Below are 12,458 nucleotides of genomic sequence, written 5' to 3' on the forward strand. Positions count from 1 at the left end.
TTCTAACCTTCTGGGAACAGCCTATGTTTACCGACACCATCAACAAATGCGCCGCCAACGCGGCGCGCATCGTCAAACTGGCGAAGGAGAGCCCGCTCGGCTTTTGGATCGCCTCCGCCATGGCCGGCGCATATGTGGGCCTTGGCATCATCCTGATTTTCACCCTCGGCAATCTGGTGGATCCGTCCGTGCGCCCGCTGGTGATGGGCGCCACCTTCGGCATCGCGCTGACGCTGGTGATTATCGCCGGTTCCGAACTGTTTACCGGCCACACCATGTTCCTGACGCTCGGCGTCAAAGCCGGCGCCATCTCACAGGGGCAGATGTGGACGGTGCTGCCGCAGACCTGGCTCGGTAACCTGCTGGGGTCGGTGCTGGTCGCCTTGATGTACTATTATGGCGGCGGCAGCCTGCTGCCGGTAGACACCAGTCTGGTGCACAGCGTGGCGCTGGCGAAAACCACCGCGCCGGCGGACGTGCTGTTCTTCAAGGGTATCCTGTGCAACTGGCTGGTCTGCCTGGCGATCTGGATGGCGCTGCGCGTTGAGGGCGCGGCGAAATTTATCGCCATCTGGTGGTGTCTGCTGGCGTTTATCGCTTCCGGCTACGAGCACTCGGTCGCCAATATGACGCTGTTCGCGCTCTCCTGGTTCGGCCAGCACGGCGAAGCCTATACGCTCGGCGGCATCGGCCATAACCTGCTGTGGGTCACGCTGGGCAATATGGTTTCCGGCATGATTCTGATGGGGCTTGGCTACTGGTACGCCACCCCACGCGCGCAGCGCCCGCAGGGGGATAGCAAGCGCGCACGTCAGACCGCATAATTACCGACTTATCCCGGGCGCCGTACGCGGCGCCCCTGGCCCCGCCCAGAGGAATTGCTGATGGATTACCTACCCATTTTCTGCCAACTGCAACATAAAGCCTGCCTGCTGGTCGGCGGCGGTGACGTCGCCGAGCGCAAGGCGCGGTTGCTGCTGGATGCCGGCGCACAGCTGACGGTCAACGCACCGACGTTCAACGAACAGTTTCAGCGCTGGGCCGAACAGGGACAGGTCACGCTGATCGGCGGCGACTTCCGTGCCGAACTGCTGGCGGAACAGTGGCTGGTGATTGCCGCCACCGACCGGGTGGAGGTCAACGCGCTGGTGTATCAGTGCGCCAATCAGCAACGGGTGTTTTGCAACGTGGTGGACGATCCTAAACGCGCCAGCTTTATCATGCCGTCGATTATCGACCGCTCGCCAATCATGGTCGCCGTTTCGTCCGGCGGGAAAGCGCCGGTGCTGGCGCGTCTGCTGCGTGAAAAACTGGAGGCCACGCTGCCGCAGCACCTCGGCCGTCTGGCGCAGTGGGGCGGTACGCTGCGCCAGCGCGTAAAACAGCGCTTTGCACGGCCTGAAGACCGCCGTCGTTTCTGGGAGCGGCTGTTTGCCCACGACCGGCTGGCGCAGTCGCTGGCCAATAACGATGACGCCATGGTCACCAGCCAGACCGAAGCGCTGTTCGCCAGCCAGACTCACGCCGGCGGTGAAGTGGTGCTGGTGGGCGCCGGGCCGGGCGATGCCGGTCTGCTGACGCTGAAAGGCCTGCAGCAGATACAGCAGGCCGATGTGGTGGTTTACGACCGTCTGGTTTCTGATGACGTAATGGCGCTGGTGCGCCGCGACGCCGAACGCATTTTTGTCGGCAAGCGCGCCGGCGATCACTGTGTGCCGCAGGCGCAGATTAACCAGATTCTGCTGGAGCAGGCGCAAAGCGGTAAACGCGTGGTGCGTCTGAAAGGCGGCGACCCGTTTATCTTCGGCCGCGGCGGCGAAGAGCTGGAGACGCTGGCGGCGGGCGGCATTCCGTTTTCCGTGGTGCCGGGCATCACCGCCGCCTCCGGCTGCTCAGCTTACAGCGGTATTCCCCTGACCCACCGCGACCATGCGCAAAGCGTCCGTCTGGTCACCGGCCATGCCAAAAGCGACGGCGATCTCGACTGGGCCACGCTGGCCGCCGGCCAGCAGACGCTGGTGTTCTATATGGGTCTGTCGCAGGCGGGAGAGATTCAGAGGCAGCTGATCGCGCACGGTATGGCCGCCGATACGCCGGTAGCACTGGTGGAGAACGGCACCAGCCGTCGTCAGCGAGTGCTTGAAGGCGAACTGCGGCAGTTGCCGGCGCTGGCGCAGCAGGCGGCCAGCCCGAGCCTGATTATTGTCGGCAGCGTCGTCAGCCTGCGCAGTCAACTGAACTGGTTCGCCAGCCGCGAAGCCGCGCCGGAGCTGGCGAAAATGGCCTGACAACGGGTTAAAAATGACAAAGGCCGGGCAAATGCCCGGCCTTTTTGCTGTCTGACGCCCTGAGTTTACGGGTGCGCCACAAAGCCGATCGCTTCATAGACTTTATTCAGCGTTTCCTGTGCACGTGCGCGCGCTTTGGCTGCGCCGTCACGCATCACCTGCTGCAGATAGGCCTCATCGTTGCGGAAACGGTGGTAACGCTCCTGCAGCTCGCCCAGCATGCCGGACACCGCCTCGGCAACCGCGCCTTTCAGGTGGCCGTACATCTGGCCTTCGAACTCGGCTTCCAGCTCGGCAATTGACTTGCCGGTCACGCCGGACAGGATATCCAACAGATTGGAGACCCCTGCCTTATTGGCCACGTCGTAACGAATGACCGGCGGCTCATCGGAGTCGGTCATCGCCCGTTTGATTTTTTTGGTGACCGCTTTCGGATCTTCCAGCAGACCGATAACGTTGTTGCGGTTATCGTCCGACTTGGACATCTTCTTGGTCGGCTCCTGCAGCGACATCACGCGCGCGCCGGATTTCGGGATAAACGGCTCCGGCACCTTGAAGATATCGCCATACAGCGCGTTAAAGCGCGACGCCACATCGCGGCTCAGCTCCAGGTGCTGTTTCTGGTCTTCGCCTACCGGCACCTGGTTGGTCTGATACAGCAGAATGTCTGCCGCCATCAGCACCGGATAGTCGAACAGGCCGGCGTTGATGTTTTCCGCATAGCGGCTGGATTTATCCTTGAACTGGGTCATGCGGCTCAGTTCGCCGAAATAGGTGTAGCAGTTCAGCGCCCAGCTCAGCTGCGTATGCTCCGGTACGTGCGACTGAACAAAGATGGTGCTTTTGTTCGGATCGATGCCGCAGGCCAGATACAGCGCCAGCGTATTCAGCGTCGCTTCACGCAGCTTTGCCGCGTCCTGACGTACGGTAATCGCATGCAGGTCGACGATGCAGTAGATGCAGTCGTAATCATCCTGCATATGAACCCACTGACGCAGCGCACCCATGTAGTTGCCAATGGTCAATTCGCCGGACGGCTGCGCGCCGCTAAATACGATGGGCTTACTCATGTTTAAATTTCCTGATTCTCTAAAGATGACCGCCCAAGAACGGGCAACAGATCGGCGAAGCGTTCCAACACGCGGTCGGGATGGCTTAGGGCTATCGCTTCACCGTAGTTATAACCATACGTCAGGCCGACGCTCAGGCACCCCGCCGCCTGCGCCGCCTGAATATCATTGCGCGAGTCGCCGACGAACAACAGCTCGCCGGCCCGCAGCCCCAGCTTGCCGAGCACCAGGTACAGCGGCGCCGGATGCGGCTTTTTCTCAATCACGTCATCGCCGCCGATAATCAGCGAAAAGTAGTCGGCAATCCCCAGCGAACGCAGCAGCGGCGCGACAAACGGCGTCGGCTTGTTGGTCACCAGCGCCATCGGCATGCCGTACTCCGCCAGCTGCGCCAGCGTCTGCCGCACCTGCGGGAACAGGCGGCTGCCGTCGGCAACCGTGTCGGCATAGCAGCGGTCGAAACGTTCACGCAGTTGTCGGCACTGTTCCGGCGTCTCTTCGACCTCGGCCCAGCGCAGCGCCCGCTGCACCAGCACGTCGGCGCCGTTGCCGATCCAGGTGCTGACCCGTTCAATACCCGGCTGCGGCAGGTTCATCTCCGCCAGCGCCTGGTCCATCGCCGCGGCCAGGCCCGGCGCACTGTCAACCAGCGTGCCGTCCAGGTCAAATGCCAGAGCGCGGATGGCGTTGAAATCAGCCATGGGTGACTTTCGCCAGTTCGCTACGCATGGCGTCGATCACCGTGCGATAGTCCGGCTGGCCGAAGATGGCGGAACCGGCGACGAACATATCGGCACCCGCAGCGGCGATTTCGGCAATATTATCGACCTTCACCCCGCCGTCCACTTCCAGACGGATATCGTAGCCGCTGTCATCGATCAGCTTGCGCACCTGACGCAGCTTATCCAGCGTACCGTGGATAAATGACTGGCCGCCAAAGCCCGGGTTGACCGACATCAGCAAAATCACGTCAAGCTTATCCATCACGTAGTCGAGATAGCTCAGCGGCGTAGCCGGGTTGAACACCAGCCCGGCCTTACAGCCGTGCTCTTTGATCAGTTGGATGGTGCGATCGACATGCTCGGAAGCTTCAGGATGGAAAGAGATATAGCTGGCGCCGGCCTTGGCGAAGTCCGGAATAAGACGATCGACCGGCTTCACCATCAGATGAACGTCAATCGGCGCGGTGATACCGTAGTTGCGCAGCGCCTGGCACACCATCGGGCCGATGGTCAGGTTCGGTACGTAATGGTTATCCATCACGTCAAAATGCACCACATCGGCACCGGCGGCCAAGACATTCGCCGTGTCCTCGCCCAGGCGGGCAAAATCTGCCGACAGAATGGACGGGGCAATCAAACTCTTTTTCATCCGCTTCTCCAAACGTAGGGGTAGTTATGATACGCCGGGCGCCTGCATCTTTCCGGCTTAGCGATACAGCGCCAAAAGCTCGTTCACCTTGCTGCGGCCCAGAATATTACGGCTGATGGTGCGGCGGGCTTTCACCACATACAGCGCAGCATGCTGGTACCAGTCGCGCGTCAGTTCGGTATCGTGGTTAGAGATCAATACCGGCACCTGATGCTCAACCGACAGCTGATGCGCAATCTGCGCCAGCCCCTGTTGATCGTCCAGGCTGAAGCTGTTGGTGTGATAGGCGGTAAAATTCGCCGTCGCCGACAGCGGCGCATACGGCGGATCGCAATACACCACCGCACCGGCGGTCGCCTTCAGCATGGTATCGCGGTAATGCTCACAGACAAAGGTGGCATTGCGCGATTTTTCCGCAAACCAGTACAGCTCTTCCTCAGGGAAGTAAGGCTTTTTGTAACGGCCAAACGGCACGTTGAATTCGCCGCGCAGGTTATAACGGCACAGGCCGTTGTAACAATGGCGGTTCAGATACAGGAACAATAACGCCCGGCGGTACGCGTCCTGACTAGTATTAAACTCTTCGCGCAGCAGGTAAAACTGATCCGAGTTATTGAATTCATCGGCGAACAGAATGCGGGCATCGCGCACGAAATCATCCGTACGCAGCTTCACAATATTATACAGGTTGATAAGATCGCTGTTGATATCGGCGAGAATATAGGCATCGTAATCGGTATTCAAGAACACCGACCCCGCACCTACGAAGGGCTCGATTAAGCAGTCCCCTTCCGGCAGATGACGACGAATCTCATCTACCAGCGGGTATTTTCCACCAGCCCATTTTAAAAAAGCGCGGTTTTTCTTCATGCCGTCAGTTAGCTACTTATACAATTCAGAGCGGCGGATTGTACTCTGTTTCAGACAGCACATCAGCGCACAAATTAAAATGATTGATACCCTTCATCCTGCAGGCCGCCGCCTGGCCATGGCTCGGACCTGAGGTCGTCGCATGGCGCAGGAGGGCGGCCTGAAAGCTGTCAGATTACTTTTTCTGGTCCTGCTGTACCTGACGTACAGAACGAACCCACGGTTTTTTCGCCTGCACATCCGCCGGCAACGACGCAATGGCGCGCTTCGCTTCACCGGAAGAGGCGTAAACGCCGCTCACCAGTACGAACCACGGTTTACCGTTGCGCGTGGTTTGATACACGGAATAGTTCGGCAGCTTCTGCTGTTTGGCAAAAGCGTTCAAGGTATCGGAGCGGGACGCGCTGCTCAGCTGCAGCGTGAAGCGGCTGGCCGGGGCAGACTGGATAGCGCCGCCGCTGCCGCTGACCGCAGCGGATTTCCCGGAGGAGGCTGAGGCTTTGCTGCTGCTTGATTTATGCGTCGAGGCGGTCGGCTTGCTGGCGCTCTTCGCCGGCGTTTTATGCGGCTGCGCGGTATGGCTCTGCACCGGGCGCGTGGTTTCACGCGGCGTATTCGAACCGCCCATCACCGTCGCCGGCGCCGTCGGCAGCGTTGAATTGCCGCCCGTCATGCCTTGCGTAGCGGCATCGACCTGCCCTTGCTGCGCAGAGAGTGCATCGTTCATATTGCCCGGCAGATCCACGCGTTGCTGCGCGCCGCCCTGTTGCGGCTGTGGCTGCGCCTCGGTCGGCGTGCCGGAAATCGGCGGTACGCTGATCTCTTGCGGCTGCTGCGGCTGGGTCGTATTCACGCCGTTGGCGTCATTGGCATCGGTGGTGCCGCCCGGAACGCCATTATTCGTCGTGGTCAACGATGAGGAGCCGGACAGATTGATGTCGCGCGCCGAACCGGACTGATTGCCCTGCTGCTGCGCGGATTCGTGTTTGGTCGGCGCTTTCAGCGCAGAGCCGATCCCGATAATCAGCAGCAACAGCACCAGGATGCCGATGCCGATCATCAGATGCTGACGTGAAACGGCTAAACGCGGGCCGGGGGCCGCTTTACGCGACCGTGAGGAAGGACGATCGCTGCTATCGGGTCGGAGATCGTCTTCCGGTTTAAATTCATCCATCTAAAACCCTCCAACTGAGAGGTAAAGGCTGTTACCCCGCAGGCTGGCCGCCTTGCGTAGCACCAGCCACCTGGGGCGTATCACGGTAAAGCGACGGCGATACAGCCGATTAACCCAAATCATGATAATCGGGCAAAACCCATTCGCATGATTAATAATATAGATGCAAACCGCGGCTAAGCCACTGTTATTGCCCTCTTCTTTTGACAACACCGCCAAAACACGACGATTTATCAGAGAGCGCGCAAGTCACTTACTGCGGCAGGCAATCTTCAATCGACGCCAATACCGTATCATGCGCTACGCCGCTGCGAACCTCCGCTGCGCCGATCGCCGTCGGCAGCACCAGGCGCAGTTCACCGGCCAGCACCTTCTTGTCGCGCATCATATGCGGCAGGTACGCCGCCGGCGCCATTTCCTGCGGCCCGGTCACCGGCAGGCCCGCACGCTGCAGCAAGTTGCTGACGCGCGCAATATCCTGCTCGGAAAACTGTCCCAGCCGACGTGCAGTGTGCGCCGCCATCATCATGCCGGCCGCCACGGCTTCGCCGTGCAGCCAGACGCCGTAACCCAGCTCCGCCTCAATCGCGTGGCCGTAGGTATGGCCCAGATTCAGCAGGGCGCGCAGGCCGCTTTCACGCTCATCGGCGGCAACCACCTGCGCTTTCAGTTCGCAGCAGCGACGAATGCAGTATGCCAGCGCCTGCATATCCAGCGCGACCAACGCATCGATATTATTTTCCAGCCAACGGAAGAAATCGGCATCAAGAATAATCCCATACTTGATCACTTCCGCCAGACCGGATGAAAGCTCGCGCGCCGGTAACGTCTTCAGACAGTCCAGATCAACCACGACCGAAGCCGGCTGATAGAACGCGCCGATCATGTTTTTACCGAGCGGATGATTGACGGCGGTTTTCCCGCCAACGGAGGAGTCCACCTGCGACAGCAGCGTGGTCGGCACCTGAATAAAACGGACGCCGCGCTGGTAGCACGCCGCGGCAAACCCGGTCAGGTCGCCGATAACGCCGCCGCCAAGGGCGACCAGGGTGGTGTCGCGGCCATGGGGCTTGGCCAGCAACGCCGAGAACACCTGTTCCAGCACTGCAAGGGATTTATACTGTTCGCCATCCGGCAGAATCACCTGATCAACCACCACGCCGCTCTGTTCAAGCACCTTACGCACCTGTTCCAGATACAGCGGCGCCAGCGTCTGGTTAGTGACCAGCATCACCTGATCGCCCGCCTGCAGCGGCATAAAAGAAGCCGGATCGTTAAACAATCCGGCAGCAATGGTAATCGGGTAGCTACGCTCCCCAAGCGTTACGGTAACTCTTTCCATATCGCGCCCAGTTCCCCAATGTGGTTACTCCCCGCATCGCGGCGCGGGGAACGCAATCAGTTGTTTTCCAGCATATTGATAATCTGGTTGGCAACTACCTTAGCGCTTTGATCGTCGGTACGGATAGTGACATCGGCGATTTCTTCGTACAACGGATTGCGTTCCTTTGCCAGCGCCTCCAACACCTCACGCGGCGGCTCATCAACCTGCAGCAGCGGACGCTTTTTATCACGCTGGGTACGAGCCAACTGTTTTTCGATGGTGGTTTCTAAATAAACAACGACACCTCGCGCCGACAGACGGTTACGCGTCTCACGCGATTTCACCGAACCACCGCCGGTCGCCAGCACAATCCCTTGCTTTTCCGTCAGTTCATTAATGACTTTTTCTTCACGATCGCGGAAACCTTCTTCGCCTTCCACGTCGAATACCCAGCCCACGTCAGCTCCGGTACGTCGCTCAATTTCTTGATCGGAGTCGAAGAACTCCATATTGAGTTGCTGAGCTAACTGACGGCCAATAGTGCTTTTGCCGGCACCCATAGGCCCAACCAGAAAGATATTGCGTTTCTCTGCCATGTTTTTCGGTATTACTAAGACAATTCGTTAATGATAACCCGCCCCGCCAATCAAATCAGCGGCGGGACCTAAACTGAAACCTCATGAGCGATAGTGCGAGATCAGACGAAAAATTATCTCAACACTCTTGGTAGTTTGGCAACCGAATAAATCGCTATCCACGCCGCGGGAGGGAAACCATATGTTTTTAACGGCGTCTGAGCGTTAACAAAAAAACCTCGGAGCTCAATTCGGTAACCCTTGTAAGCTAAATCGGCCGCAGCGTCAAACTCAGATGTCTCTGTGGCGAGAAAAAAGTGCATCTGCTCATCAACTTCTGCAAATTTTCGTCGGAGAGGCCGCTGAGTGCTCAACCTTTGACCAGGGTTGGCGTGATGAAAATCACCAGTTCCCGCTTTTTATACTGTGTGCCGCTGCGTTTAAACAGCGAACCCAGCAGCGGTACATCGCCCAATCCCGGCACCTTGTCGGCGCTGCGGCTGCTTTGCCGCTGGAATATGCCGCCCAAAACGATGGTTTCGCCGTTTTTTACCGTGACCTGCGTTTTTATCTCCTGCTTGTCGATCGCCAGGGCTTCGCCCTCCCCCTGCTTGATCGCGCGGCCGGGCATGTTTTGGCTGATCTGCAACTGCAACGCAATACGGCCGTTAGGTAAAATCTTCGGCGTGACCTCCATCCCCAGCACCGCCTCTTTAAATTCAACCGACGTCGCACCGCTGGCGCCGCTGGACACTTCATACGGAATTTCCGTCCCTTGCTTGATACTGGCGGTCTGCTGGTTAGCGGTGACCAGACGCGGGCTGGCGATAATCTCCAGCGCATTTTCCTGTTCCAGCGCCGTCAGTTCCAGATCCAGGATGCGTCCGCTGATGCGCGCCAAGTGAAACCCCGCGCTTATCGCACTGCGCTCCAGGGGCAAACCAACGCTAAAGTTGTCGAGCCGCAGCGCTTTCGCCGGCAGTTCTTCGTCCGCCAGCCCCCAACTGACGCCCAGCTCGCGTAAATCCTCACTGCCGATAGTAACGATATGCGCCGCCAGCTGCACCTGCTCCAGTGGCCGATCCATCTGCTGCAGCCAGTCTGCCAGCACCTTCAGCGCCGGTGCCTCGTCGCGAATCATCAGGGTGTTGGTACGCTGATCCACCACGACACTGCCGCGCTCGCTCAACAGCGCGCCGCGCTGCGCCTGTAAGCTCTGCGAGATCGCCGCCGCCTCTGCGTGATGCAGCCGCTGCGTCAGCGTCTGCAGCGGCGGCGGCATCTTCTCGGCCGGAAAGACCGTCATCACCTTGCCGTCGAGCGTCATGTTCAGCTTCCCCATCCGCAAAATCACCGCCAGCGCCTGCCGCCACGGCACCTCTTCCAGCCGCAGCGTCAGGGTGCCGCTCACCGTCTCCGCCGTCACCAGATTCAGCTGCTGATAATCTGCCAGCGCCTGCAGCACCAGAACGATCGGCGCATCATGAAACGTCAGAGAAACCGGCGCATCATCCTGTTGTGCCGCCATAACGGCGAACGATAACGCGCACAGCAGCCCCGCCAAACTTTTGCATCCTTTCATATTGCTTCCTTATTACTCCCCAAAACCAGCGTGACATCGCCGGCTGTCGGCGGACAGAGCGCATCGGTCACCACGGCCTGCAGCCTCAGCGTCTGTACGCCAATATGCGTCACCTGCCAGCGCCCGTTCAGCACCTCTTGCCGGAGCTGCAGCCGCAACCAGCGCTTTTCCGGCGTGATGACCCAGCCCATACGGCGATCCGCCTGCCCGATGATGCCCGTCAGCCGCCATCGTTCGGGCGACACGCCGGTGCCGGGACAGGATACGGCAGGCGGTTGGAAAGGATCGCGCGGCTGCGCCGCCCACAGCGCAGGCACCAACGCCAGCGCCAACCAGCCGCAATGCCTTATTGCAACAGCCATTCCGCACTCAATCCTTCCGGCTGCATCTCCAGGGATAACTGACTGATGCGCACCGTGCCCGGCAAACTTTCCAGCAGCTGCAGCAAAGAGAAGTAGTCGCTGCGTAACCGCAGCCGTTGCTGCGCCGGCTGTTCCTGCCGCTGCCAACGCAACAGCCTGACGCCGGTCCGCTGCAGCACCTCCGCCAGTTCCGGTTCGGCCGGCCGCCGTTCCCGCTGCTGCGCTATCTGTTGCTCCAACGTCGCCAGTGACGGCAGCGATGCCAACTGCAGCTGCAACTGCTCCACGCGTTGCGCCTGCTGTCGGACGTCATCACTTAAGCGAGCCGACTGCCGCCACTCGCCACGGATCAGCAACATGCCGGGTAGCGCCAGCAAGACGCCAAGCAGCAGCCACTGCCAGGCCAACACTTGCCACCCTGGTCGTTGCAGCCAAAGGATAAGCCCATCAGGCAACGGCCTACTCATCATGCCTCCAGGGCGCCGTCAGGGTAAAAGAGAACAGGCCGTCCGAACGTTGCGCGACGTCCGTCAACCGATGACCGGGCAACAACGCCTGCGTCGTCAAACGGTGCGTCAGCCGGGCCAATGCCGGATACCCCTGACTCAGCCCACGCACCCGCAGGGTATGCGCCTGTGTATCCAGCGAGAGCAGCCATACGCTGGCCGGCAGCGCCGCCGCCAACTGCGGCAAAAACCGCGCATACTGCAGATTATGGGCCTGATTGCGGCGATGCTGCGCCTGGCGTTCACTCAGCCGCGTTAGTTCCCCCGTCGCCGCTTGAATCAGCCGATACTGCTGCTGCAACGCCTCGTTCTGCTGCGTGTATTGCTGCAGCAGGCTGCGCTGTTGCTGCTGCCGATGGCGCACGCCTGCCAACATCACGGCGGCGATCGTCAGCGCCAATGCCAGCTGCAGCGTCAGCAAACGTAGCCAGAAGCGTGCGCGTCGACGCTGCGCCCGCTGGCGCCAGGGCAATAAATTCACCTGATACATCAGCAGTCCTCCTGACGCAGCGCCAGCCCGCCGGCCAGCACAAAGGCCCCCGGCTTTGCCGGCAGCGGCGCCTGCCGGTAAGGGAAAGCGTCAAGCGGCGACCATAGCCGTGCCCCCTCCGGTGCGGGTTCGTCCAGTACGCTGCTGTAATACAGCGTCTCCGCTCCGGCGTTGGCGGCCAACACCGCCGCTAACGCCCGATCGGCACCGTCCATCTCCGACTCGCGCAGCACGCCGCAGGCAAAAGCAGCACTGCGCGGCGCCGCCCACAGCCAGTGATCGTCCAGCCGATGCAGCAAAACGGCATCGGCCGGCAGCCCGGCCGCCTCCCCCATGGCCAACAACGCGCAGGGCGTGATATCCACCACCTGCGGTGAGAGATCGGCCTGCTGCAGGCAGCGCAGCCACATCTGCAGTTCCTGCTGGCGGGCGGCGGTGAGCAACAGTTGCGCCGCCCGTTCCTGCGGCGGACGGTAGTCCAGCGCCAGCGTCTGGCTGTCGAGCGGGAACTGCTTCGCCCCCTGCGCGGTGATATAGCGATCGCGCGCCGGCTCCTGCAGCCGAGCATCCGGCGCCGGTATGACATGTTGTAAAACCCGTTGCACAGGTAAGGCAATGCGTAAGGAAATATGTCTCGGCAAGCGGATTCGCCATTGCCGCAACAGCGGAATTAAACTTTCGGATTGATCCAGATAACCGTCGCGCAATACGGCATACGGCAAGTTTTGTTGCCACCAGTGCCGCAGCTGCCAACCGCCGCGACGCTGTTGTGCCGCGATTGCACGCAGGCTGTTGCTCTGTATGTCGAGCCCCACATTCCATGTGTTCGGGAACATATTTTGACCC

The 12,458-nt window shown here is 60.2% G+C and carries 14 protein-coding genes; 2 read left to right on the forward strand and 12 right to left on the reverse strand.

Going from position 1 to position 12,458, the window contains the following annotated elements; translation table 11 throughout:
* The first annotated feature begins 23 nt into the window (after nucleotides 1-23).
* Nucleotides 24-824, forward strand: a complete 801-nt coding sequence (gene nirC / locus TAN611_RS21955; protein WP_105232921.1) for a nitrite transporter NirC — start codon at nucleotides 24-26, stop codon at nucleotides 822-824.
* A 60-nt stretch (nucleotides 825-884) separates the two neighbouring features.
* The gene (cysG, locus tag TAN611_RS21960; protein ID WP_111737899.1) at nucleotides 885-2,288 is read left to right on the forward strand and encodes a siroheme synthase CysG; all 1,404 of its coding nucleotides are present in this window, start codon (nucleotides 885-887) and stop codon (nucleotides 2,286-2,288) included.
* 65 nt (nucleotides 2,289-2,353) lie between these two features.
* Here the strand turns inward: cysG and trpS are convergent, their stop codons facing one another.
* The 12 genes from trpS to pilM form a co-directional block, all read right to left on the reverse strand.
* Nucleotides 2,354-3,358 (reverse strand): tryptophan--tRNA ligase, encoded by a 1,005-nt coding sequence (gene trpS, locus TAN611_RS21965; RefSeq protein ID WP_105232923.1) that lies wholly within the window; start codon nucleotides 3,356-3,358, stop codon nucleotides 2,354-2,356.
* Between the two features lie 2 nt (nucleotides 3,359-3,360).
* Entirely contained in the window at nucleotides 3,361-4,059 is a 699-nt protein-coding gene (locus TAN611_RS21970) for a phosphoglycolate phosphatase (RefSeq protein ID WP_105232924.1), read from the reverse strand.
* A complete protein-coding gene (gene rpe, locus TAN611_RS21975; protein WP_105232925.1) occupies nucleotides 4,052-4,729 on the reverse strand; it encodes a ribulose-phosphate 3-epimerase in 678 nt (225 codons plus the stop codon). Before rpe ends, TAN611_RS21970 begins: the two co-directional genes overlap by 8 nt.
* A gap of 57 nt (nucleotides 4,730-4,786) precedes the next feature.
* Nucleotides 4,787-5,599: an adenine-specific DNA-methyltransferase gene (gene dam / locus TAN611_RS21980; protein WP_015962195.1), complete on the reverse strand. Its 813-nt coding sequence runs from the start codon at nucleotides 5,597-5,599 to the stop codon at nucleotides 4,787-4,789.
* A gap of 175 nt (nucleotides 5,600-5,774) precedes the next feature.
* Nucleotides 5,775-6,773 (reverse strand): SPOR domain-containing protein, encoded by a 999-nt coding sequence (locus TAN611_RS21985; RefSeq protein WP_105232926.1) that lies wholly within the window; start codon nucleotides 6,771-6,773, stop codon nucleotides 5,775-5,777.
* A 253-nt stretch (nucleotides 6,774-7,026) separates the two neighbouring features.
* Complete coding sequence (gene aroB / locus TAN611_RS21990) at nucleotides 7,027-8,115, reverse strand: 3-dehydroquinate synthase (RefSeq protein WP_105232927.1); 1,089 nt, start codon at nucleotides 8,113-8,115, stop codon at nucleotides 7,027-7,029.
* Between the two features lie 56 nt (nucleotides 8,116-8,171).
* Nucleotides 8,172-8,693, reverse strand: coding sequence for a shikimate kinase AroK (aroK, locus tag TAN611_RS21995; RefSeq protein ID WP_015962198.1), 522 nt, complete (start codon nucleotides 8,691-8,693; stop codon nucleotides 8,172-8,174).
* 349 nt (nucleotides 8,694-9,042) lie between these two features.
* Nucleotides 9,043-10,254, reverse strand: a complete 1,212-nt coding sequence (hofQ, locus tag TAN611_RS22000; protein ID WP_111737900.1) for a DNA uptake porin HofQ — start codon at nucleotides 10,252-10,254, stop codon at nucleotides 9,043-9,045.
* Nucleotides 10,251-10,616, reverse strand: a complete 366-nt coding sequence (locus tag TAN611_RS22005) for a HofP DNA utilization family protein (RefSeq protein ID WP_105232929.1) — start codon at nucleotides 10,614-10,616, stop codon at nucleotides 10,251-10,253. Before TAN611_RS22005 ends, hofQ begins: the two co-directional genes overlap by 4 nt.
* The gene (locus TAN611_RS22010; protein WP_158684853.1) at nucleotides 10,601-11,026 is read right to left on the reverse strand and encodes a hypothetical protein; all 426 of its coding nucleotides are present in this window, start codon (nucleotides 11,024-11,026) and stop codon (nucleotides 10,601-10,603) included. The genes TAN611_RS22005 and TAN611_RS22010 overlap by 16 nt, the downstream gene beginning before the upstream one ends.
* A 49-nt stretch (nucleotides 11,027-11,075) precedes the next feature.
* Nucleotides 11,076-11,612 carry a PilN domain-containing protein gene (locus tag TAN611_RS22015; RefSeq protein ID WP_111737902.1) on the reverse strand — a complete coding sequence of 179 codons (537 nt, stop codon included), beginning with the start codon at nucleotides 11,610-11,612 and terminating at the stop codon, nucleotides 11,076-11,078.
* On the reverse strand, nucleotides 11,612-12,448 hold the full coding sequence (gene pilM, locus TAN611_RS22020; RefSeq protein WP_203067000.1) for a type IV pilus biogenesis protein PilM: 837 nt from the start codon (nucleotides 12,446-12,448) through the stop codon (nucleotides 11,612-11,614). Before pilM ends, TAN611_RS22015 begins: the two co-directional genes overlap by 1 nt.
* Nucleotides 12,449-12,458 lie beyond the last annotated feature (10 nt).

The organism is Serratia sp. Tan611 (assembly GCF_905188235.1).
Lineage (GTDB): Bacteria > Pseudomonadota > Gammaproteobacteria > Enterobacterales > Enterobacteriaceae > Serratia_B > Serratia_B rhizosphaerae.